Raw genomic sequence first — 23,522 nt, 5'->3', positions numbered from 1 at the left:
CAAATTGGAGTAAGAATAGTTGAATTGTGAATGTTATTGTTTTTACTCAGGTTTTTTATTAGATAAATAAAAACTAATAAACAACTACCGACTACTATTTAGACATAATAAATCAGTCACTGTCGGTTATCTGTTTTCACCAGGACTGATGCTGTTGTGCCGACCCTTAAATGTACCGTCTCTGGATGTTCTGTTAAGCGAACATGAACCGGTATACGCTGGGGCAGGCGAATCCAGCTGAAGTTTGCCTGGACATCCGGCAGCAGATCATAGCCGGACTGACCATCGGTAGTGGCAATTCCCCAGCCAATGGCGCTGACGGTTGCAGATAATGGCCTGTCTGGATAGCTCATTAACGTGACGATCGCGTTGTCACCGACGGTTATGCCAGTCAGTGCGTTTTCCTGAAAATAACCGGTTACCCAGAATGTCGCGCTGTTGACCAGGGCCAGCACTGGCTGGTTGGCAACCATCTGACTGCCGACGCTTAATTGCAGGTTGGTGGCATAGCCGTCAACAGGGGCATAAACCTGTGTAAATGAAAGGTTCAATTCTGTGCCGGTCAATGCTTCTTTTGCGCTTTCGAGCTGGGCAGACGCTAATTTGAAGGCATCTTCCTTATCGGTCAGTAACTGTTCCGAGAGGCTGCCGGGATCTGTTTGGGCGAGGTCGCGATAGCGGTGGTATTCCGTCCTTGCAAGACGAGCCTTGACGTCTGCGGCATTGACTTCCGCTGTGGCCTGGGCGACGGCATTCTGGAAAGTGACTGGATCGATGGTAAAGAGCAGGTCACCCGCACGGACATATTGGTCTTCATTCACTGAGAGCGAGATTATTGGCCCCGAGACACGAGGTGCAATCTGCAGTACACGGGCGCGTACCTGCCCATCCCGGGTCCAGGGATTGACCAGGTAGTCTGAATATCGAACCAGCAGCATGATGGTGGCAATCACGATTAAGGTGCCGCAAGTGATATAACGAATCCAGGATTGCATGACATGGCCCTCAAAAAGGGGTAATACGAAAACCGACGACGCTGGTAAAAATGATGGTCATGGCGATATACACCAGTGGTGGACTGGCCAGGTAGTGGGATAGTTGCAGTCGTGTGAGGATGTACTTGGTACCCCAGGCCAGGAACATGCCAATCATTGTAGCGATCAGCAGGGGCGGGCAGAAAATACCCAGGATGGCGATCTCATGTGGTACGTTGCTCATGGCAGGAACCTTGGCTGGGATGCAGATTGTTGCTGAAGAGTGGTGTCCGGAGCGTGTCCATGGCGGTGGAATAATGCATAACCGCCTGGCAGAAGTTTTTGTAATAACCAATAAAGCTGTAGAGCGCTTCATATTCCTCAGGTGACAGCGTGAGACTTTCGACCGCTTTGAGCAGGTGTGCTTCGCAGGACGTCATCATGGACTCAACGGCTGTTGTCGTTTTTTGTCTGCCATCTCTGGCGACTTAATCCAGATATTCAGGTGAGATAACAGAGGATCAAGGCATTCTGATGCGGGTATATGACTCAGTAGCCGTCGAAGGCGTCTGTCGTTAGTACTCTCAAGTAACATGCTGAGCCGATAGGACATGGATTCCAGGGAATAAATCAGATCGCGGAGGGGAGTATTACGCTCTGCGGCGGAAGGAGATGCCTGCAACTTTGTGAGTAGAGGCGTCAAACGGTTCGAGGTCAGTAGCCAGTCGCCCCCTGAATAGAAATGTTCTGACCGATAGCGTATCCAACCCGTCAATCCCTGCGGCGTTCTTCCCATCCACCTGAACACAAAACGTAGCTGCCGGAAATAGTGGCGCAGAAGCCACAGACACAGGGTTTTAGGATTGGATGAAGGACAGAAAGCCATAATGAGACTCAACAGGGTAATGACGATGGCGAACATCAGGGTGACGTTCAGGGGATGTGTGACGGTGTATGTCTGAACGTCACTGATAGCGGTGATACTGGCCAGCATGATCAGGCTAAAAGCGCGATTCAGCACCTGTTCCAGTGAAGAGTAACAATATGACGTATAAAAGCTGGTGCAAAACAGCATGGTGCCCAAGCCCCAATAAGAGGAAAGCATGGGCATGACCAAGAAGTAGCAGCCGGAGGCAATAAGGGCGGCCTTTGTCATGGGCCAGTATAATCGCCTGACCGGCACATCCATCCTGTAGGAAAGCACGCTGCCGAATATGGTGGTAATCATCAGGAAGGCGGTATCGCCGGGTATTCGGAAAAAGATCCACAGCAAGAACGCAATCCACATAATTACGATGACCCGAAGTGCTGCAGCCAGTCGAAAATGATCAAGCGCGAGGGACTGGTTTTTGGGAACCGCTTGAATGTCTGTCTCGGGAAGCGGTTTAGTTTTCTGATTCCTGATATCCATGGACAGGATAAGGAGTTGCCGGTTCAGCATTATGGTGTCACACATCCTTTTATAAAGCAGGTGTTCACCGATTGATTGCCGTTTATCCCCGGCGCTGTCTGTTTGCTGATCGTAGAGCGGGGGCAGTAGAAAGGATGGTATCGAGATATCCCGGTTCGTCTCCCAGATTGCAGTCCGGTTTTCTGCGAGTTGATGCTGAGCCTGCTCAAACGCAGGAAGGTTGGGAATGCTTGCCAGGAAGTGATGCATGTCAGCCATGGTCAGGCACTCCCGCCAGCTCTCCAGTTGGCGATGCAGTTCCCGCGACTGCTGGTGGAAACATCTCCACTGACGTTTTTTTTCCATGACAGGGTAACTGTCGCTCTCGGCGCCCTCCAGCAGCTCGCCGAATCGATTCAACGCATCCAGCTCCTGCTTTCGCAACGCCTCAATGTCAGTAAGAGGAATAGGTTGGCTCAACAGGCGGTAGTAGGCGGATTGCAGGCGGTTTTGTGCGGCGACAAGCTGCCGGGTTTCCGCCAGCAGATCCTGATAGGTGCTCTTGGGCCATAGCACTACGGTAACGACGGTATAAGTGATAATGCCGAGAGCGGTTTCCTGTATCCGGAGAATCGCCAGGTTAAAGGTTTTGATGTCGTTCAGATCGTAGGCAATGGCGTAAAAGGTGATGACAATGGTGACGAACCCCGTCATACGCCAGAAATACTGTTTGCTGGCGCCCCCGGTCATATAGGTGCTGAAGCCGACAATGACGGATAATCCGGCAATCAGCTGCCAGCGGTTACTGGTCAGCAGGGCCAATATGGTCAGGCTGCACAGGATACCAGCCAGGGTGCCCAAGAATCGCAGCAGGCCTTTGTTAACGGTCAGACCGGTGGTGGAAAGACTGATGAATGCGACAGCAAAGCCCGCCCACATGGGTTTGTCCCAGCCAAATGACAGGGCCAGGCCATAAGCAAGCACCATGGCCAGTGCTGTTTTCAGCGCGCTCTTGATTCTGTTATTGAACAGCATGGCCTGTATTCTCGGCCGAATAATGAGGAAGGCATGGGGTGACAGCAGATTGTTTAAAACAGGCTTTTATTCTAGATGAAACATTCGTAGTGAGAGGGTATTACTGCATTAACCGCATTGTTTGCACTCAGGCTGTCTCCCTGACCTGCGGTGAAGCTTCTGTTGTGGCGATTTCGTCAACACAGTGGTCCAGAAGCTTTTCAAGCGCCAGCGGCATAAAACGACGGGGCATGTACATACCGTAGATATTACCGGCAGGCAATTGCCATCCCGGCAGAACTTCCACCAGTTCGCCATGGTTAATGGCGTCCTGACAGATCAGGTTGGGGACTGTGCCAATACCTGCGTGCGCTTTTAAGGCTTCTCGAACGGCCGTAATGTTATTCAATATCAGGTTGCCCGTCGGGTTTATAACAATCTTTTCGTCGTTTTTGTGAAGGCACCAGGTCTTATGCGCGAGGCTGGAGCTGTTACGTATGCAATTGTGGTAGGCGAGGTCGCTGGGATGCCGAAGCCTGGGATGGCGATCGAGATAAGCCGGTGATGCCAGTAACCGGACGGGAGCCGACACCAGTTTACGGCACACCAGGTCTGGCTCATGACCCGGGTCAACCCGTATTGCCAGGTCAATACCCTCTTCAATGATATCCACACGACGGCTGGTCAGTTCTGCCTCAATGGTAACCTGTGGATAACGTTGCAGGAAGCGGGCGATGACACGGGCAAGAAAGCGTTGCCCAAACTCGATGGGCATCACCAGCCGTAAATGGCCTGAGGGTTCTTCATGTACACGACGCAGGGCCAGTTCCGCTTCTTCAAAGGCCTGCACAATCTGACGACAGCGCTCGTAGTGTTCGGCACCGATATCTGTCAGTGTCAGGCGGCGGGTGCTGCGTTGAATGAGGCGTACATCGAGGCGGTTCTCCATCGCCGTCAATTTGCGGCTTACGGTGGATTTTTGCATGGTCAGGCGTTCAGCTGCGGCAGTGAGACTACCGGCTTCGACGACACGGACAAAAATCAGGGCTTCATTCAGGTCGGTGGGTTGTTGCATACAGGAAACACTGTTTTGAGTTTTGGTATTCTAATCCCAGACAAACAACAATGGTAGGATAGCCGCTACCCATTGATTCGCAGCCGCATTTTGCGTTTTGACACCTACTCCCCCAAGCGGCTGCGCTTTTTTTCCCTTTCAAGTTTCCTGTTCCGAGGCAAGACTGAATGATAAAAAACATCCGGTTGTCGGTGGTTATTGCTTTGATAATGCTGGTGCTGCTGATCGGTGGAGGTTACTGGTGGCAGGTGGGGCAATATCAGGAATCCACCGATAATGCGTATGTGCAGTCAGACATCATTTATATCAGTTCAAAACAGGGTGGTTTTGCCCAGGCCGGCTGGATTCAGGATAACCAGGCCGTCCATGAGGGTGAGGTGCTGGCCCGTATAGACGACACAGATTTTCAACTGGATCTGGCGGAAGCCAGGGCTGCGGTTGCGGCTGCCAGGGCGGGTATTGACCAACTGGCCGCACAGCGTTATCTGCAGGAATCCGTGATCACGGCTGGTGAATCCTCCGTTGCGGCAGCGCAGGCTGATCGACAGCTGGCGGCTGCTGAACTGAAGCGTGCGCGGGAACTGCACCGCAAGAAATATGCTTCTCAGGATGATCTTGATAACGCCATTTCCACGAATGAGCGAACCCGTGCGGCATTGTCAGAAAGCCAGGCGCAACTGGAATCCTCGCGTCGTCAATTAACCGTGCTGGATACTCAGCTGCAGGAAGCCCGTGCAACCTTGTCCCAGGCCAAGGCTCGACAGGATCAGGCACAACAGGCACTGAGTGAAACCATCATCCGTGCACCACGCGATGGTGTTATCGGGCAGCGCCAGGTCAAGGATGGTCAGCTGATCAAGGCGGGCCAGGTGCTGTTCGGACTGGTGGCGGCAGACACGGTTTGGGTGACTGCGAATTTCAAGGAAACCCAGATCGGGCATATGCGTCGTGGCCAACCCGTCACACTGGATATTGACGCCTTTCCCGGCCAGCCCGTGACCGGCTACATCGACAGTCTATGGCCTGCCAGCGGTGCGAAGTTCAGCCTGTTACCCCCCGAGAATGCGACAGGTAATTTCACCAAGATTGTGCAGCGCATTCCTGTGAAGATCGCGATACCTGCGGATCAGCCACTGGCAGGTCAATTGCGAGCATGCATGTCAGTGGAGGCGTCTCTGAACACCCGTGATGAGCCTGTGGCGATCAGTGGGATGAAAGCTGTCCGCAATAACGTTGCCCCTGTGGTAGAGCAGCATGTCGCAGGGTATTGAGCGCGCCAGCCGCCGGGACTGGATGGCGGTCTATGGTGCTGCCCTCGGCGCCTTTATTGCGGTACTGGATATCCAGATCATCAATGCCTCGCTGGCGGATATCCAGGGGGCATTGTCGGCATCGGTGGAAGAAGGCTCCTGGATATCCACAGCCTACATGATCGCTGAGATCGTGATGATTCCACTCAGCGGCTGGTTGGTGCAGGTGCTGTCGATCCGAACCTACATGCGTTATACCATTGTGCTGTTTGTCGCGGCGTCGATGCTGTGTGGTCTGGCCTGGAGCCTGGAATCCATGATTCTGTTCCGGGTGCTGCAGGGCATTGGTGCAGCGCCCTTGATTCCGCTGGCGTTCAGCCTGGTGCGGCTCCGTTTGCCTGCATCTGATCAGGCCAAAGGGATGGCGTTGTTTTCCTTTTCCGCTGTGTTTGCACCGGCTATCGGCCCGAGCCTGGGTGGGTGGTTGACGGAAACGTTCAGCTGGCACCTGATTTTCTACATTAACCTGGTGCCGGGCATCATCATGTTCCTGATGTTGAGCGCCAGCCTGGATAAAGAACCGATGCAGCTGAACAAGCTGCGTGAAGCGGATTGGCCCGGTATTTTTACCCTTTCTCTGGGGCTGGCGACGCTGGAATATTTCCTGGAGGAGGGCAACCGTAAGGATTGGTTTGGCTCCGAGATCATTGTCTGGACGGCGTTAATTGCTGCTGTCTCACTGGTGACTTTCACCTGGTTACAGTTAACCCGTGAGCGCCCGCTGTTGAACCTGCGTTTGCTGGGACAACGGCAGTTCCTGATGGCAACACTGGCCAATATGGGGCTTGGCCTCGGTCTGTATGGCAGTGTCTATATCCTGCCTCTCTACCTGTCCCAGGTGCAGGGTTACAACTCACTGCAGATCGGTGAAGTACTTATGTGGGGAGGGATGCCACAGCTGTTGCTGATACCCATGGTACCCCGATTGATGAAGCGGGTGAGCCCCCGTTTGATGGCCAGTCTGGGTTTTATCCTGATGGCATTCAGCGTCTATCTGAATACCACAATGACGGGAGATTATGCGGGTGATCAGTTCCGGTTGAGCCTGCTGATTCGGGCCATGGGACAGCCCTTCATCATGATTCCCCTGTCCATGCTGGCGATGGAGAAGATCCTGCCAAAGGATGTATCTTCGGCTTCGAGCTTGTTCAATACGTTGCGGAATCTCAGCGGCGCCATTGGTATTGCTTTGCTGGCAACGATCATTCAGCGGCACTCGACACTGCACGCTGCCCGCCTCAGTGAAACCCTGCCGATGTATGGTGATCTGACCCAGCAGCGGCTGGATACCTTGTCTGCCGTTATGCCGCAACTGAGTTTTCAGCAACAGGTGGGTCTGATTGCCCGGCAGCTGACGGAACAGGCAACCATCATGGCGTACGCTGATGCCTTTTATATCGTGGCATTCGTATTGGTGCTGGGGTTTTGTGCAACGTTACTGACCCGCAATTGGCGTATATCACGGGTAACCGTGAGATGAAATAGCCGGTAAACGGATGCCCATCGACTATGGTTATGGGCATTTCATTTGCCGGAGTCTGTCCAATGAACGGTCTTATGATGGACCAGCCTCTGCTGATCACGATGATCATGCAGCATGCTGAAACGGTGTATCCAACCTCGGAAATCGTTTCTGTCACGCAAGACCAGGGTATTCACCGTTACCGGTATCGGGATTGTTTCCGGCGCGTTCGGCAATTGGCCAACGCCATGCAGCGTCTGGGGATGAAGGAAGGGGACCGGATTGCTACCCTCGCGTGGACCGACTTCCGTCATCTGGAGATTTACTACGCTATTGCTTGTGCCGGGGCTATCTGCCATACCGTGAACCCCCGGCTGTTTGAAGAACAGATTCTTTATATTCTTAATCACGCTGCAGATCGCTGGATTTTCACTGATCCCCTTTTCGTTCCCCTGCTGGAAAAACTACAGCCTGATTTGGAGGCTGTTGAAGGTTTCGTGGTTCTGACACACGAGTCAGCCATGCCGGAGACCTCCCTGAAAAATGCCATTGCTTATGAAACCCTCATCGACGATGAACCGGAGGACTTTGCCTGGCCCGTGCTGGATGAATATACCGCCAGTTCCCTGTGTTATACCTCGGGCACGACGGGTAATCCCAAGGGGGTTCTCTATAGCCATCGCTCAACTCTTCTGCATGCCATGATGGTGGCTATGTCTAATGGCTTGAATCTCTCTGACCACGATGTGGTGATGCCGGTTGTGCCGATGTTCCATGTCAATGCCTGGGGGATGCCCCATGCCGCGCCCATGTTGGGGGCCAAACTGGTATTGCCCGGACCGAAGATGGCTGATGGAGAAATGTTGCAGAAGCTGATTGTTACAGAACAAGTCACTTGCAGCACAGGGGTTCCCACTATCTGGCAGGCTTTGCTGGATTATCTGGAATCCAGTGGCAAGCGTATTGATTGCCTGCAGGAAATTGGTGTGGGTGGATCTGCCAGTCCGGCCAGTCTGTTTGAACGGATGAAGCAATACGGTGTTTCTGTGCATCAGGGCTGGGGGATGACTGAAATGAGTCCGGTAGGCACTTTTAATCGGGTCAGGGCTGCAGTCTGTGATAAATCACAGTCTGAACTCGACACGCTGGCGCTCAAGCAGGGAACGCCCCTGTTCGGTGTACAGATGAAAATAGTCGACGAACAGGGGAATACCCTGCCGCATGATGGCCTTCAGATGGGCGAGCTTTGTGTTCGGGCGCCTACCGTCTGTTCCCGTTACTTCCAGGTAGAGGGAGCTGCGGAGTCACACGATGAGGCGGGCTGGTTGCGAACCGGCGATATTGCCACCATTGATGCTGACGGTTATCTGATGATCACTGACCGGCGAAAGGACCTGATCAAGTCCGGTGGTGAGTGGATCTGCTCCATTGAGCTGGAGAACATTGCCATGAATCAGCCAAATATAACGGCTGCAGCGGTGATTGCTGTTCCCCACAACCGTTGGGGAGAGCGACCTCTGCTGGTGGCTGTGAGTAAAGGAGAACCTGTGGATAAAGCCGAAATGGCGTCTTGGTACCGGGGTAAAGTGGCAGACTGGTGGATTCCAGATGATATCGTCTGGATAAAAGCGCTGCCTTATACCGCCACCGGTAAGCTGAATAAGCGAATACTGAGAGATCAGTTTTGTGACTATTTTGGGGCAGCGAGCTGTCAACCTCGGACGTCATCTGTTGTTTGACGGCATCCATCCTTGTTGTGTTGTGATAGCGCCCACTGGACATGCTCTCGTACCAGCTCGGAAGGATAATCCAGTCGAGCTTCCAGAGCTTTAATCACTTTCTCGGAGGAGGGGGCATTGCCCAATCCGACTGCAAGGTTGCGAAGCCATCCCTCAAAGCCGGTGCGGCGAATGGGAGAGCCCGCTGTGCGATCGAGGAATTCCTGCTCGGTCCAGAGAAACAGGCCGGCCAGATCGGTGGAATCCAGTTGGTGACGGGGTAGAAAGTCAGTTTCCGCCGTCGATTTGGCAAACTTGTTCCAGGGGCAGATCAGCTGGCAGTCATCGCATCCGAAGACGCGGTTGCCAATGGCTTTGCGGAACTCAACCGGGATGGCACCTTTCAGTTCTATGGTGAGATAGGAAATGCAGCGCCTGGCATCCAGCTGGTGAGGGCCGACAATGGCGTCTGTCGGGCAGACATCACGGCAGGCAAAGCAGCTGCCGCAGTGCATGGTTTCCTGCGATTTATCCACAGGCAGCGGCAGATCGGTAAATAGTTCTCCCAGAAAGAACCATGAGCCCGCTTTCTGATTCATCAGTAGTGTGTTTTTCCCAATCCAGCCAAGTCCAGCTTTCATGGCGATAGCCTTTTCCAATACCGGGGCGCTGTCAACAAAAGCCCGGTAACCAAACTGACCGACCTGTTCTTCAATACGGCTCGCCAGCTGCTGCAGGCGCTTGCGAATGACCTTGTGATAGTCTCGCCCCAGGGAATAGCGGGAAATGTAGGCTTTGCTGCTGTCTTTCAGGATACGCACGGCATCGGTATCAGCAGGCAGATAATCCATCCGGACACTGATGACGCGCAGGGTTCCTGGTACCAGCTCTGCCGGACGGGAGCGTTTGTTGCCGTGGTCGGCCATGTAGGTCATTTCACCGTGGAAATGACGGCCTAGCCAGGACTGCAGGTGCTGCTCATGCTCGCCAAGATCAACGTCCGTAATACCCACTGCCTGAAAGCCGAGTTCGCGCCCCCACTGTTTGATGGCATTGGCCAAGTCAAGCATGTCTGGGGAGGTTCTGGTTTGGGAGGCTGAATCAGTCACGGAGTATTGATAGCAATAAAACAATGAAAGCGAAGGATATAGGGTAAGCGCTAAAAGAGATATTGAATAGCCGCAATATGCACTATCTGATTTCAGATTATTCGTTGATGGGAGGCTGTTTTTATTTCTTTGTTTGATGTTTATGTTGCGGTGTTTTTATATCCGAAGGTGCATGTTAGACCCGTATTTTATGGGTTACATGGTTTTTGCATTGTGTTTGGGGCGTTCCTCACAAATCCCTTGGTTATTTAAGAGTGGATAAATATGAAAATGACTATATTTCTCCATTCTTCCCACTTACAGGACTTATGGGTTAATGCAAGGTGATTACCGCTACCCCATCATTGCCACGGCTGCGGGCGGTGCGATTGAGATGTACGATTTCTCTATTTTCCTGTTTCTATCGGATTACCTTTCCGCTGTTTTTCTACCCCTTGCCAAACAAGGGGGCTATCTTGCTGCAGGTTTGATGGTAACCGGTTATATCGCACGCCCCCTGGGCGGCATCATGTTTGGCTACTTGGGGGATTGTCTGGGGCGAAAAAAAACCTTTCTCTATTCGTTAATGTTGATGTCCATTGCCACCTTCGGGATTGCACTGTTGCCTGATGCCAGCAATCAGGGGATTGTGGCCTATGTCTGGCTCATGGTTTTCAGGGTATTGCAGGGCGTCTCGGCGGGAGGAGAAATACCACTGGGGTATGTCTTTGTTTCTGAAAATAGTAACCATCACAACAGAGGGTGTGTGGTGGCACAATTTGGTGCGGGCTGTGAATTCGGCTATCTGGCGGGCTTTTTGTGCTGTCAGCTATTGATGTTGTTTTTATCAGATAAAGATATTGTCGCCTGGGGGTGGCGACTCTTGTTTCTGTTTGGTGGCGCTATGGGGGGTATCGCTTACGCGATTCGTCTGTGTACCCTGGAATCCAGAGGGTTTCTTGATGCGTCCCGCAATTCCGGCAGGAGCAATTTTCCCCCTGCAGACGTGGTGGTTCATTATTACCGGGAGATATTGACTGGCATCGGTATCGCGTTGAAAGACGCCGGTGCCTTAGCCTGCCTGCTTTCCATTTATAAATTATTTCCCTCTGCGGTTGGACTGTCCGGACGCGATTTCCTGTCCATGTTTGTGCTGTCCCTGTCAATTGGTATTCCATTTATCATTATTGGAGGAAAATTGTCCGATATGATGGGGCGAAAATGGATCATCCATTTCAGTGCAATGGTGACAGGTTTGTTAAGCGCCTTGGGTTTACTCATTGATTTCTTACCGCTAGGCATTTTTTTCTGGTTGTTTGTGATGTCTGTTGCGGTTTTTTCAGCGTTTGGGCGTGGTGTCTATCCCAGAGTTGTCCTGGATTCTTTTCCAACCCGTCTTCGATGCAGTGGTTTTGCGCTTTCCTATAATGTTGGTTTTGCACTTTTCACCGCATTAGGTGTCTGGTTATCCGGCGTGTATGCACAGTACTCATTTAAGTTTCCGTTGTGTTATATGCTTTGCTGCTCACTGGTGGCCTTCATGGCGGCCAGGCGGATACCTGAACGCCATACGTTGACCATTTCCCATATTCCTTGAGTGGGTCTATCACTAAGAACTGCTATGCCGAATGGTGCCAAGTCACCGTTTTCCTCGCAGCAATGGATATAATGAAACAAGAAGGTCAATGAAAGGGCGTGTCTCCCATGGACGAGTGGTTGCCAGAAGCATTGTATACCGCAGAACAGGTCAGGCATCTGGATGCGGTTGCCATCAATGACTATCACATCAATGGTTTTGAACTGATGAAGCGGGCCGGTCAGGCGGCGTTTGACCGGATGTTGGAGCGATGGCCGGCATTATCGCGTGGAGGCACCCTGCAGGTTTTCTGTGGTGCAGGTAATAACGGTGGTGATGGTTACGTGATTGCCAGTCTCGCCCGTCAACGTTATCTCCCTGTGCGGGTGGTTGCACTCAAGAATCCGGATGAACTAAATGGTGATGCCTTGCGCGCATGGCACTGGTTCCGTGATCTGGGCGGTTCCACGGAATCCTGGAGTCGCAATGTGACGATCACCGGAACCGTACTGGTGGATGCCATGCTGGGGACGGGTCTCAGCGGTGAAGTGAGGGGCGATTACCTGGATGCAATCCAGATGATCAATCATTCGGAACGTCCTGTGCTGGCAGTGGATATCCCCTCCGGCTTATCAGCGGATACCGGAGCAGCCCTCGGTGCTGCAGTGCAGGCCGCAATGACGGTGACATTCATTGGCCTGAAACAGGGACTGTTGACCGGTGCCGGTCCGCGTTATTGCGGCACACTCAATTTTGCCTCGCTTGCCGTACCGGATGAAATTTACAGTAAAGAATTGCCCGCCTCCCATTTGCTGCGGGAGCAGGAACTGGCAGCCTTGGTACGACCGAGGCTGGCCGATGCCAACAAAGGCAGTCATGGTCATCTGCTGGTTGTCGGGGGCGATGAAGGGATGGGAGGCGCGGTTGTGATGGCCGCCGAAGCGGCACTCAGAACCGGCGCAGGGCTGGTGACAGTGGCGACACGAGATGAACATGTGGATGCCATTAATGCCCGCTGTCCTGAAATCATGGCGCGTGGTGTTCAAGATGCGGATGATGTGAATCGCTTGCTAACGGGGAAATCTGCAGTGGTTATCGGTCCAGGCCTTGGGCAGTCCGATTGGAGCAAAGCGTTGTTGGCAAGCATCTTACAATCAGACCTCCCCATCCTCGCGGATGCAGATGCCCTGAACCTGATCGCTGAAGATAGCCAGTTGCTGGAAAGCACTTCCCGTTCGTTATTGATGACACCCCATCCGGGGGAAGCTAGCCGACTGTTGCAGGAGCCCATTCCAGACGTACAGGCCAACCGCTTTGCGGCCGTTCGACAGTTGCAGCAGCAATATGGTGGTGTCGCGGTGTTGAAGGGCGCGGGTTCGCTGGTTTATGACGGTGAAACCGTATCCTTGTGCGGTGCCGGTAATCCCGGCATGGCTGTAGCCGGGATGGGGGATGTACTCAGTGGCGTCATCGGCAGCCTGCTGGCGCAAGGTTATGATATGGCGCATGCAGCAAAACTCGGCGTCTGGTTGCATGCTGCTGCCGGAGACGACTGTGCGGCTGAGGATGGGCAGATCGGCATGAAGGCTACGGATCTACTGCCCTATATTCGCCGGCGCGTTAATCAGCTGGCCAATGCCTGAGTGCAGAAAGAAAAGTGTCATTAGCTGATATTCGTGACAAATACGGCGTTTTTACCCCGGTTTCCCGATGGTATCCTTCCCGATTAAGGTGATGGTATGGGAAGCGTGTCGAATACGATGTCTGAGTCAATTCAACTGACACTGGCCGGTGAAGCTCGCATGGTGGCTTTCGGCCGTCTTCTGGCTGATGCCTGCCAGGGCTATGGCACTGTTTATCTACAGGGCAACCTCGGGGCAGGTAAAACGACACTGTGCCGGGGCGTGTTGCGCGGTTTTGGTTACGAAGGGGCTGTCAAAAGCCCGACGTATACTCTGGTTGAGCCCTATGAAATGGAACAGGCATCCGTTTACCATTTTGACCTTTACCGTCTGGGTGACCCCGAGGAACTCGATTTTCTGGGCGTTCGGGACTACTTCGACAGCCCTTCCCTGTGTCTGATTGAATGGCCGGATCGTGGTAAGGGCTTCCTTCCGGCCGCCGATATTATATTATCTATCGAGTACCTTCCGGAGGCGCGGATTGTCACGGTAGACCCGCAGACCGGACATGGGCGGGCTATCTGTAAAACGATAGCGGGCAGACAGGGAATGTTGGCGGAGGAGGTATGCTAGGACGTCTGGCAAACACAAGCCTGATTGTCTTGTTACTGTTGGTGGCGGGTATAGCCAATGCCACCAACATTGAGGGTGCCCGCCTGTGGCGCTCGCCGGAAAAGACTCGCCTGGTGTTTGATCTCACTGGTTCCGTTAATCACAAAATCTTTTCACTCAGCAATCCCAGCCGACTCGTCATTGATGTGGATGGATCTTCCCTGAAGCAGTCACTTTCAAGCCTGACTCTGACGAATACTCCTATCCGAAAGGTGCGATGGGCAAAACGTAATAATAATGACGTACGCATCGTGCTGGATTTGCATGAGGCAGTCAGCCCGCGCAGCTTTCTGCTGAAGCCGAATTCCACCTATGGCCATCGTCTGGTGGTTGACCTGTTTGATAAAGGCAAGGCCAGCGCCAAACCCACCATACCGCCCAAGTCTTCCCCCGCCCCGGTGCAGGGGCGGGATATAATCGTTGCGATTGATGCCGGACATGGTGGTGAGGATCCAGGCGCTATAGGTCATGGAAAGGCTCGGGAAAAGGATGTCACACTCGCCATTGCCAAAGAGGTTGCGGCGCTCTTTAACCGGGAAAAAGGATTCAAAGCCAAGCTGACCCGGACCGGGGATTATTATATTTCCCTGCGGGAGCGAACACAGATTGCTCGGAAGCATGGTGCTGACCTGTTTGTTTCCATCCATGCCGATGCCTTTGTTCAGCCCCAGGCCCGGGGAATGTCGGTGTTTACCCTGTCCAAACGGGGCGCTTCCTCTGAGACGGCGCGCTGGCTGGCCAACAAGGAAAACAATTCTGACCTGATCGGTGGTGAGGAAGGGGTCAGCCTGGATGATAAGGATGGCTTGCTGGCCAGTGTCCTGCTGGATCTCTCCATGACCGATACTCAGACCCGCAGCATCAAGGCAGGCAAGATGGTGCTTAGCGAGCTGGGCAAGCAGAATCGACTGCACAAGAAGCAGGTTGAGCAGGCGGCTTTTGTCGTACTGAAATCGCCGGATATCCCGTCAATGCTGGTGGAGACCGGTTTTATCACCAATCCGGAAGATGCCCGTAAGCTGAAATCCCATTCCCATCGGACGCGGATTGCACACTCCATTTACACCGGGATTCGCGATTTCTTCCACCATCAGCCGCCACTGGGTACCCTGATTGCCCAGGAGAAGAGCAAAGGCACCTTGGTGGCATCATCGAAGCCGCGCAAGCATAAGGTGAGATCCGGTGATACTTTGTCGGATATTGCGGCCCGGTATAATGTCTCGATGTCTGGCCTGCGACGTATCAACGGCATCAAGGCCGCTGACCATATCCAGATTGGACAGTTACTGGAAATCCCCTGATCTTGGGATTTCCAGAATGTTTGGCGGGTAAAACGCGTCATTGAGCCGGTGGGATAGGGCGACGTATCCGGGGTTCAGAATTCAATAACGCACAATCGAACTCTTATGGATATCTATTGTTGGAACGGAATATGAGTGACAACTTACTCACAGAAAGAATGCCGTTTTTTCAAAAACAAAAAAGACGCTTGAAAATCAATATAGCTACGCCGTCTTATGGTTCACGTTATTCAGGGAATTATGTAAGAAGCCTATATTCTCTTTTAACAACCGCAAATGATTTTGATGTTGGCTTTTCATTGTCTGATGTTGATTATGCTGATGTTGCCGTTTCGAGAAATTATCTTATTTCTCACTTTTTCTACAACAAGCAAGATAGCGACTATATCCTCATGATCGATGATGATATGGGTTTTCATAGTGACTTGATTTATAAGATGCTTGAGTTTGATAAAGATGTTGTCGGTGTGATTGCACCGCAGCGGTGTATCGATTTGCAAAAGCTTCATTCACTGTCTGGAATGGAATTTAGCGAAGCCTTTGCCAGGTCATGTTCATTTGTCGGGAAAGTGGTAGATGATTTTGGGAATGGCTTTTTTGAAGTGGATTCCTGTGGAGCGGGTATTCTTATGATTTCCAGAGTCTGTATTGAAAAAATGGTGGAGAAATGCCCTGAGATTGTCGATTAATACCGTTATAAAAAATTTCCATTCTCATCAAAATTTTCTCAATTTATAACACCATTCAATAAGATTCAGTTAGAAAAAAGTGAGCTTTCAGAGGACCTGTCTTTCTGTTATCGCTGGAAACAACAGTGCGGCGGTAAAATTTACGCCAATGGGGCGGAAAAAATACAGCATGCCTCAGGGCTTCTTATCGAATCACGTTACACTAACTCTGTCTGAGAGGCTTCTCCTGCAATGTAACCGGATATATAACAACGCGACACTGAGCATAAAAAGGTGTTTATGATGGTGCAGATTGCTTTACGCCGGTTGTGTATCTGACGGTTTTCTTCTGTGCCGGAAAACGTCAGATACAAGGTCATTGGTGATTTTCAGGGTGAGGAGGGTGAGCATGAGAATGTCATTGATATTTTGGGTTTCTTCTTTTGTTGCTGTTGACGTATCGTAGTGGAATTTGCATTGTAGTCCGTCACATTCCGAGGCAATGACGATGGTAGCGATCAGGCCAATAATGAAACCAATGATCCGGAACCATGGACTGAACCCCATCGTGAAGATCTTGCTGGCAGGATGGTGCTTATCGCCATGTTGTTCCATTTCCCTGACTTGGTGCCAGACCAGTGCCGCAAAGGCCAGCCAGAGTAGCAGGGGCTCAGCCTGAATATCGGCTGCATAATAAAACGCCAATGAGATGATTAGAACGACAATTGAAAAGACTCCAAAATGACAGAGGAAGAACAGAATGCCAGCGGCTTTCAAAATACTGGATGCCGGGCTTTCAACCGGCAGTCGGCAAATAGAAATAATGCCAAAAATCATGATAAACAACGTTTCGATGCCATAGAGCAGAATCAGGTCTGCACTTTGCCAATCCAGAAACACTATGCCGAAGATGGGCAGACAGTTAAGTATCAGTGTGTTTAAAATAACGGACTGCATAAAATAACCAGTACAACCTATAAATAGACAACCATTCATTATTCAATCGACGACGTTCTCTATGTCTGGAGTCCAAGCGACCGAACAGACCGGTTAATTTGCGTTTTTCCAGGTTATTCCACAATGCTGCCATGATGGCGTCATATTACTGTCAGTGCAACGGCGCCTTTTATCATTAAGTTGCTGTGACGCTGTCCTCCCGAGGTGTACGCATTGTTCTGTGGTTTTTACTTTGGTTTTGGTGTTGCCAAAGTCATTGGTGATAAATACAGCGAACGAGTATGAGCTTCGCCTGTTCCGCTTTATCGCGCATTCCTGGTGGATACCTTGCCGGTTTGTCTGCAGATGGTACTGGATATTTCCATGAGCCTGTTTGTGAATGCGATGACAACGGTGTCGGTAGTAATATTCCTTTACGAGCCAGATACCATGCTGGTCTCGGTGGCTGCCATGATAATGTTCACCTAGGTGGTGGTTGAATTATTACACTGGCTGTTCGGTCAACGATTGTTTTTGCACATCCAGTTATGAAAAAGGCAGTAAGGGAATGGTATGAATGGATTATTTGTGATGCACGTTTTTTCACTTATCACCATGGAGTTGGTCTATAAGAAACAGAAGTTTTAAGTCTATGAGAACGACAAAAAGAACAATGAATGTTTGTATAGATATGGCCATGCTTCATTAATGTTGTTAAGACATCGTTAAGCGTGATATAAGGAAGGTGTCCCAGCAGCCTTTTTCGTATTGTCAGGATATCAAATTTTTTTATGTTTATATTTTTCTGTAATGTTCTTTTGCGCAGTTCGGCAGAATGTTTATTAGTGCCAGCTATAATGTCAAAACTTAATCGATTTAATTCTATATCGCTGCTTATGCTTTCATAAGTCTCTGTGTCGCTTTTCGATTGGTACTTTGATAAGAGATAGTTGTAAACCACATCATGTGGTTTCCTTTTTTCAAAGTAATTGATTCTACCTGATAGAATATCCCAGTTTTCAATTCCACATAATTTGGTGTCAGGCGGGTTGTAAAAGTACAGTGTTGTCCACTCAGGTACAAAGAGTAAGTTATTTGTTAATGGGGATGTTCCATGGGAGGTAATTAGCAAATGGTCAGCACGAGTACCCGAGTCATCTTTAAAAAGATAAATGTGCGAACCAAGAGAAATACATGTTGTCATATGCCTTACTCGTTACAGATTCAGCACGTCTTCAGTCAAGATGTTAGTTTAAGATCGTTAATCTGAGAAGCAGAGAAACCATCCTAAGATCGTCCATGGCGGGGGGCTTATGTGCACCATGATCAGGTTGCCTTGCAGAAGCAAGGCAACCTGTGGAGTACATTAACCGCCAGCAGCCATATGGAGGTTGTTGTCGGTACTTCTCAGTCTCAGCAGGTACACTGATGTCACCATCAGACTCAGGACCAGCAGGATAATGCCTAGCGGTACCTGGTTGTGCATGGGCACCATTGAGGCTGCCAGGGTCACCAGCCCTGCACCCAAATTCTGTAGTCCGCCCAGCACTGCACCAGCGACACCCGCCATGGTTGGAAAGGGTTCAATTGCGCCGGTTGTGGCGGTTGGGAAAACGATGCCCGTGCCCATGAAGTAAAGGAAGCCTGGAATCAGCAGCGCAACCGCGCTGATATGACCGAACAGCCCTGGCAATAGCAGGCCAATAGCACCGGCCAGGAGTAACAGAATGCCACGCAGCATGACCTGACTCATGCTGAGTCGGTCAGCCAGTTTTCCGGCCAGCCAGGAACCCAGCAGATAACCCGGGATCGGTACAATAAACAACAGTGACGTTGTCGTGGCGTCATAACCCAGCACATTGCCGAACAGTACGCCAGATGCTGCCTCAAATACGGCAATACCGGCAAAGGTCGCAATCAGGCAGAGGATAAAGCCCTGAAACTGCTCGTGTCCCAATACTGTTTTGTAGCTGTGGATAACGCTGGTACGCGCCGGTTGTTCCGGACAGGTTTCCCGGAACATCAGGGCAACAGCGGTCCAGACTACGGCACCGAAGATAGTCAGAAAAACGAAGTTTGCCTGCCAGTTCCAGCTTTCCGTCAGCCAGCCCCCCAAGAGTGGGGCGATAAGCGGCGTGAAGATCAGCCCCATACTCACATAGCTGTTGGCCATCTGAAGGTCTCGGCCAGAATACAGGTCACGCATGACGGTACGCGCCATGACGCCACCGGTGCCTGTGCCCATGCCCTGGATAAAGCTGGCAGCCAGCAGAAACTCAAACCGGTTCGACATGACCGCCATGATGGAGCCTGCCAGAAAGACAATCAGGCCCATTAACATAACCGGCTTGCGACCCAGACGATCAGACAGCGGCCCATAAATAAACTGTGACAGCCCGTAAGGAATCAAATAGAACGCCATAACCGCCTGTACCTGCGACGGCAGAACCTGCAGGTCATTGGCCATCATGGGCAGTGCCGGTACATAGATCGTATTGGTCATCTGTCCCACGGCGGTGATGAGCAGTATGACCAACAGCACTTCAAAAAAACTCTGTTTTTTCATGGCAATTTGGCAATGTCTGATTTGAGCCGATCATAACGACGCATACACGACCGCCAGCCTTCATTGGAGCTGGTGTTGATCGTGTCTGGTGTGGAATATCGGTGTTAATGAATCGATCCGTCGTCAGCGAATGCTGCGGACGGTGAAACCTGGGTTTTTACCAGAAAGAGCAGATTATCAAGGCCGTTCTTATACGGGTAATGAGTATTTATGACTATGGCATATTATTTGGAGGTAATAATGCATTTTTTTGTTTTTGCTAGTTGATGAGGCTGTTTATTGTACGCTTTGTGGATGATGTTTCTTTGGGGTGATTATGAGTGGAATCCTGACATGCATCATGTGCTGTACCAGCAAAATTTTTATAACAGAGTGACTCCGGCAGTACCTGACGGCGACATTGATGAGCGCTCTGATTCTGGCGCAGCCGTTTGTGCCAACGGCATGTGACAGGGGTATCGGTATGACTAGCATGGATATACGGCATCCAGCGCCTTTGTCTGTGTGGATATCAAGCATACGACAAGGGTGGCGATTGACACGGCGACCCATTACACCAATCTTATTGATCACAGGGTTGGAGCCCAGTTTCTGGGCAACCTGATTTACGGCAGGGTAGCCACGAAGTTCCTGCAGCGTATCCTGCTCAGGGGATTGTAAGGATGACAGTTTCTTCAGACGGTCAGTTCGCCCAAGCCCAGTGATTGCAGTCGATTCTGTACCAAGGTACGGATGTCGCTAACCGACTCGAGTTTCAGGGCTTCATCAAGCAGTTCACGGGCAGCCGTCTGACTGATGGAGCGAATGAGCCATTTGATTTCGGGGAGCTTGGCAGAACTCATGCTGAGTCGCTGGATACCCATGCCGGCCAATAGCACCACCGCAACCGGATCCGAACCCATCTCTCCACAAAGGCTGACCGGCAGGCCACAGGTGTTGGTGATATGGACAATCCGCTGTATCTCATGCAGTACCGCAGGATGCACCGGATCATAACGTGATGCGACGCGGGCATTGTTGCGATCCAATGCCAGCAGGTACTGGCTCAGGTCATTGGAGCCAATAGAGACGAAGTCAATCCGCTTGCGCCAGAATATTAACTGGGAAATCGCTGCAGGTACTTCAACCATGACGCCAACCTGCGGACAGTGAATGTTATATCCCTCATCCTGTAATTGACGACAAACGTCATCCAACAGACCAAGAAAGATATCCAGTTCATCCGTCGCACTGACCATGGGGAGCAGGATATGGAGGTTGTCCAGTCCCTGCGAAGCCCTGATCATGGCTCTGACCTGCACCATCAGCAGGGGGATGTTGTCCAGGGTGAAACGGATGCCTCGCCAACCCAGGGCAGGGTTTTCTTCTGGTTCCATATGCAGGTAGGGCAGCTGCTTGTCGCCGCCGACATCCAGTGTACGCATATAGACGGGCATGCCTGCGTAAGCAGACAGCACCTGTCGATATACCTGAACCTGCTCCTCTTCACCGGGGAAACTGCTACGCACCATGAAGGGGATTTCTGTTCTGTACAAACCAACCCCTTCCGCACCCGCTTTCAGTCCCGGCGTAATGTCGGCCAGCAGGCCGGTATTGCTTAACAGCTCAATACGGACACCATCGGTTGTGATAGCGGGCTTGCCGTGAATGGATTCCAGCCGGTCAAGGAATCGCTGACGGCGTACCATTAAACGGCGGTATTCCTCTCTCACGGTCTTTGTTGGGCGCAGAATGACGTGGCCGGTGTTGCCGTCAACAATCAGTTCATCACCGTCATTCATGTCAGGAAGCACAGAAATACTGACAACCACGGGTACCCCGAGCGCATTGGCCAGCACTGCTGTATGGGAAAGGCTTGATCCTTCAAGGCAAACGACACCCGCCAGATTTTCGCCAGGAACAGCTGCGATATCTGAAACACTCACCTGGGTTCCTACCAGCACGACGGGAGAGTCTTGATCGCCTGACACAGGCTGCGCGTGCTGGCCACCACGCCAGGCGTGAAATAACTTGTTTCCCAGATGTCTTATATCTTCGTGGCGTGCCTTGAGGTAGGCATCCTCCATGGCCAGGAAAAGGTCGGAAAAATAGTGGACGGCCAGTCGCAGGGCGCTGGGCAGGGAACGTCCGGTTCTGATCTCCGACTCGACCCGATCTTTCAGGGTGGTGTCATTGAGCATCATCTGGTAGGCGTCAAAAATACCGCGGATGCTTGCGCCGGCGTCGCCGATCAGCGCCTCGCGTTCTTCGCACAGATCCTCGCTGACTGTAACCAGCAGGTTATGCCACTCTTGTACTGTGCGTTCAATATCGTCGCAGGCTGTATCGGGCACAGCATCCAGGTCGTATTGACGACACAGGCGCACCCGGCCAATGCCGACGCCCGGAGCGCCTTTCTGGCCGGTGATCCGTTGGTTGGGCGGTCGTGGGATGGGGACACCGGACGGTTTGATATCCACCAGAACCAGCGCCAGGTGGGAGGCCAGGGTCAGCAGGAACGCTTCAGTTTCATCGCTGACACGGTATTGTCTACGGTGCAGTACGACCAGCACACCGACCACTTCGCCGCGCCGAACCAATGGTACGCCACAGAACCCTGGAAAGGCATCTTCCTCAAGACCTGGAATATGGACAAAATCCGGGTGTGTGGCAGCATCAGACAAATTGATTGGGCGCCGACTTCTTGCGACCAGGCCGACCAGACCTGTGCCACCGGGCAGCACCAGGGGGCTGGGCGTCTCAAGGCCGTGGCAGGCAACCAGCACCATATTGTCACAATCCGCCTTGCGGTACAGTGAGCAAACATCGGCGCCAATGGCTCGGCTTATCGCAATAACGACCTGCTGAATTTGCTCATCAGGCGACTCAGACAATGCCACGCTCTGAACGATGCCAGTGAGTTCTCGCAGCGGATCTTTCATACGTGGTGTTCCAGCCAGTGTTATGACAACAGGTTTGTGGTTGGTCTGTTGGAATCGTTCCAGCCAGCCCGTCAAGATCGGTTAGCTGCTACTGTATCGTTTATGGCTGTTCCGTCAATGTGTGGATGAAGCCGGGAACTTGAGGGAATACGTTTCCCGTAATGGCAGGTGTTGACGTGATAGGGACAATGGATGCCGAAAATCGGACAAGCAGGTCATCTTTGCAGGAAAACTGTAGTTTTCGTTTTGCACGGTAGTCGTCAGATGATGAGGTGAAGACGTTTTCTGACAGATTCATCGGCAGATACCGGCATCACGCAGCTCTTGCAGTGTCTTGGTAGCCGCATCAAAGAAATAGACGGTTTCTGCAGCATTCCTGTCAATCATGATGAGGTAGTGATTCCCCTCCTGTTTGATACCGCATCTTGCTGGCTCAATATCCCATTCATTCATGTGGGCCTTCAGTTTCTTCACGGTGTTTAGCGCAGAACTGAAGAAGTAGCAGGTTTCAGCGATGTCATTGTTCATCAGTACCTGATAGGAGGAGCTTTCTTGTCGAATGGAAAAGGATGTCCGTTCATGATGGTAGTCAGTATCGCAATAGACAGTCGTTGTTTGTATCTGCCCGTTATACAGTTCGTTCAGAGAAAGGCTGCCGCCAGGGGGAAGTACAACCAGCTCGGCATTTACGGTTGTCATGATTAACAATGAACCTAGAATAAACACATTTTTTTGCAAATATAGATAATTCATTCAGTTGGACTCCTTGTGGTAATGAGTAAAACTAGCTTTTATTTCTGGAAATGCATCGTTGTAGATAAATACAATGTTCTAATCCGTTATTCTCCGTTGATAGAAAAGACATCGCCATGAACTTTGTTGCAGTCATTTTCACTGCTATTTTCACGACTCATACGAATACCCTCACTTAAAGAAAATGAAGAGACTGTACTGGCAAAGGAGTCATGGCTTGATATTTGTAGTCTCGGTATTAACTTTTTGAAACGCTAATATGCATGCTCGATAGTAAAGTTGCTTACATGCCTTTTTCTTTTTTTTGGGTTTTATATTGTTATGTTTGCTGACAATGTGAGAGTTTATTGTGTCAAGTGATAACTCCGTCTCGGGGCAGATAGGGCAAAGAACCTTTAGGGGCTGTTGACGTTTCATTGAAAGCCTTGAACCAAGCCTGAAAATCCGCAGTATGTTGCTACCGCTCATGCTTTCAT

The 23,522-nt window shown here is 51.3% G+C and carries 22 protein-coding genes; 10 read left to right on the top strand and 12 right to left on the bottom strand.

Annotated elements, in window-relative coordinates; translation table 11 throughout:
- Positions 1-116: 116 nt before the first annotated feature.
- From ABD892_RS21725 to ABD892_RS21705, 5 genes are all read right to left on the bottom strand, one after another.
- Positions 117-995 (bottom strand): HlyD family secretion protein, encoded by an 879-nt coding sequence (locus ABD892_RS21725; protein ID WP_345198264.1) that lies wholly within the window; start codon positions 993-995, stop codon positions 117-119.
- Positions 996-1,005: 10 nt separating this feature from the next.
- Positions 1,006-1,218 (bottom strand): DUF1656 domain-containing protein, encoded by a 213-nt coding sequence (locus ABD892_RS21720; protein ID WP_345198263.1) that lies wholly within the window; start codon positions 1,216-1,218, stop codon positions 1,006-1,008.
- Positions 1,199-1,417: a hypothetical protein gene (locus ABD892_RS21715; RefSeq protein WP_345198262.1), complete on the bottom strand. Its 219-nt coding sequence runs from the start codon at positions 1,415-1,417 to the stop codon at positions 1,199-1,201. The genes ABD892_RS21720 and ABD892_RS21715 overlap by 20 nt, the downstream gene beginning before the upstream one ends.
- Positions 1,414-3,399: an FUSC family protein gene (locus ABD892_RS21710; RefSeq protein ID WP_345198261.1), complete on the bottom strand. Its 1,986-nt coding sequence runs from the start codon at positions 3,397-3,399 to the stop codon at positions 1,414-1,416. The genes ABD892_RS21715 and ABD892_RS21710 overlap by 4 nt, the downstream gene beginning before the upstream one ends.
- 127 nt (positions 3,400-3,526) lie before the next feature.
- Positions 3,527-4,453, bottom strand: a complete 927-nt coding sequence (locus ABD892_RS21705) for a LysR family transcriptional regulator (RefSeq protein WP_345198260.1) — start codon at positions 4,451-4,453, stop codon at positions 3,527-3,529.
- Positions 4,454-4,620: 167 nt separating this feature from the next.
- On the opposite strand from ABD892_RS21705, the gene ABD892_RS21700 reads away from it, so the two are divergent.
- The 3 genes from ABD892_RS21700 (at position 4,621) to ABD892_RS21690 (ending at position 8,964) form a co-directional block, all read left to right on the top strand.
- Positions 4,621-5,724: an HlyD family secretion protein gene (locus tag ABD892_RS21700; RefSeq protein WP_345198259.1), complete on the top strand. Its 1,104-nt coding sequence runs from the start codon at positions 4,621-4,623 to the stop codon at positions 5,722-5,724.
- Positions 5,708-7,243 carry a DHA2 family efflux MFS transporter permease subunit gene (locus tag ABD892_RS21695; RefSeq protein WP_345198258.1) on the top strand — a complete coding sequence of 512 codons (1,536 nt, stop codon included), beginning with the start codon at positions 5,708-5,710 and terminating at the stop codon, positions 7,241-7,243. Before ABD892_RS21700 ends, ABD892_RS21695 begins: the two co-directional genes overlap by 17 nt.
- Positions 7,244-7,308: 65 nt before the next feature.
- Positions 7,309-8,964 (top strand): long-chain fatty acid--CoA ligase, encoded by a 1,656-nt coding sequence (locus tag ABD892_RS21690; RefSeq protein WP_345198256.1) that lies wholly within the window; start codon positions 7,309-7,311, stop codon positions 8,962-8,964.
- On the opposite strand, the gene queG is transcribed toward ABD892_RS21690, so the two are convergent.
- Entirely contained in the window at positions 8,937-10,013 is a 1,077-nt protein-coding gene (queG, locus tag ABD892_RS21685; protein WP_345198255.1) for a tRNA epoxyqueuosine(34) reductase QueG, read from the bottom strand. The two genes, ABD892_RS21690 and queG, sit on opposite strands and share 28 nt — an antisense overlap.
- A 355-nt stretch (positions 10,014-10,368) precedes the next feature.
- Between queG and ABD892_RS21680 the strand changes: the two genes are divergently transcribed.
- The 5 genes from ABD892_RS21680 to ABD892_RS21660 all read left to right on the top strand — a co-directional run bounded on the left by ABD892_RS21680 (position 10,369) and on the right by ABD892_RS21660 (position 15,891).
- Entirely contained in the window at positions 10,369-11,628 is a 1,260-nt protein-coding gene (locus ABD892_RS21680) for an MFS transporter (RefSeq protein ID WP_345198254.1), read from the top strand.
- Positions 11,629-11,735: 107 nt separating this feature from the next.
- The gene (locus ABD892_RS21675; RefSeq protein WP_345198253.1) at positions 11,736-13,250 is read left to right on the top strand and encodes an NAD(P)H-hydrate dehydratase; all 1,515 of its coding nucleotides are present in this window, start codon (positions 11,736-11,738) and stop codon (positions 13,248-13,250) included.
- Between the two features lie 96 nt (positions 13,251-13,346).
- Entirely contained in the window at positions 13,347-13,862 is a 516-nt protein-coding gene (tsaE, locus tag ABD892_RS21670) for a tRNA (adenosine(37)-N6)-threonylcarbamoyltransferase complex ATPase subunit type 1 TsaE (RefSeq protein WP_425559331.1), read from the top strand.
- Positions 13,856-15,202 carry an N-acetylmuramoyl-L-alanine amidase gene (locus tag ABD892_RS21665; protein ID WP_345198252.1) on the top strand — a complete coding sequence of 449 codons (1,347 nt, stop codon included), beginning with the start codon at positions 13,856-13,858 and terminating at the stop codon, positions 15,200-15,202. The genes tsaE and ABD892_RS21665 overlap by 7 nt, the downstream gene beginning before the upstream one ends.
- A gap of 131 nt (positions 15,203-15,333) precedes the next feature.
- Complete coding sequence (locus ABD892_RS21660; RefSeq protein ID WP_345198251.1) at positions 15,334-15,891, top strand: glycosyltransferase family protein; 558 nt, start codon at positions 15,334-15,336, stop codon at positions 15,889-15,891.
- A gap of 297 nt (positions 15,892-16,188) precedes the next feature.
- On the opposite strand, the gene ABD892_RS21655 is transcribed toward ABD892_RS21660, so the two are convergent.
- On the bottom strand, positions 16,189-16,827 hold the full coding sequence (locus ABD892_RS21655; RefSeq protein ID WP_345198250.1) for a DUF6498-containing protein: 639 nt from the start codon (positions 16,825-16,827) through the stop codon (positions 16,189-16,191).
- Positions 16,828-17,154: 327 nt separating this feature from the next.
- Here ABD892_RS21655 and ABD892_RS21650 point away from each other — a divergent pair, with 327 nt between their 5' ends.
- Positions 17,155-17,295: a hypothetical protein gene (locus ABD892_RS21650; protein WP_345198249.1), complete on the top strand. Its 141-nt coding sequence runs from the start codon at positions 17,155-17,157 to the stop codon at positions 17,293-17,295.
- 121 nt (positions 17,296-17,416) lie between these two features.
- Here ABD892_RS21650 and ABD892_RS21645 read toward each other — a convergent pair whose 3' ends face one another.
- Both ABD892_RS21645 and emrD read right to left on the bottom strand, forming a co-directional pair.
- Positions 17,417-18,010 carry a putative adhesin gene (locus ABD892_RS21645; RefSeq protein WP_345198248.1) on the bottom strand — a complete coding sequence of 198 codons (594 nt, stop codon included), beginning with the start codon at positions 18,008-18,010 and terminating at the stop codon, positions 17,417-17,419.
- A 162-nt stretch (positions 18,011-18,172) separates the two neighbouring features.
- Complete coding sequence (gene emrD / locus ABD892_RS21640; protein ID WP_345198247.1) at positions 18,173-19,372, bottom strand: multidrug efflux MFS transporter EmrD; 1,200 nt, start codon at positions 19,370-19,372, stop codon at positions 18,173-18,175.
- 504 nt (positions 19,373-19,876) lie between these two features.
- Between emrD and ABD892_RS21635 the strand changes: the two genes are divergently transcribed.
- On the top strand, positions 19,877-20,032 hold the full coding sequence (locus ABD892_RS21635; RefSeq protein ID WP_345198246.1) for a hypothetical protein: 156 nt from the start codon (positions 19,877-19,879) through the stop codon (positions 20,030-20,032).
- 14 nt (positions 20,033-20,046) lie between these two features.
- Here ABD892_RS21635 and ptsP read toward each other — a convergent pair whose 3' ends face one another.
- The 3 genes from ptsP to ABD892_RS21620 form a co-directional block, all read right to left on the bottom strand.
- The gene (ptsP, locus tag ABD892_RS21630; protein ID WP_345198245.1) at positions 20,047-22,293 is read right to left on the bottom strand and encodes a phosphoenolpyruvate--protein phosphotransferase; all 2,247 of its coding nucleotides are present in this window, start codon (positions 22,291-22,293) and stop codon (positions 20,047-20,049) included.
- A gap of 294 nt (positions 22,294-22,587) precedes the next feature.
- Positions 22,588-22,992: a hypothetical protein gene (locus tag ABD892_RS21625; RefSeq protein ID WP_345198244.1), complete on the bottom strand. Its 405-nt coding sequence runs from the start codon at positions 22,990-22,992 to the stop codon at positions 22,588-22,590.
- Positions 22,993-23,256: 264 nt separating this feature from the next.
- A partial coding sequence (locus tag ABD892_RS21620) for a hypothetical protein (RefSeq protein ID WP_345198243.1) occupies positions 23,257-23,522 on the bottom strand: 266 nt, incomplete at its 5' end.

Source organism: Kistimonas scapharcae (assembly GCF_039540975.1).
GTDB lineage: Bacteria > Pseudomonadota > Gammaproteobacteria > Pseudomonadales > Endozoicomonadaceae > Kistimonas > Kistimonas scapharcae.
The sequence above is the reverse complement of the archived record's forward strand: the minus strand, read 5'-3'. Positions and strand labels throughout refer to the sequence as shown.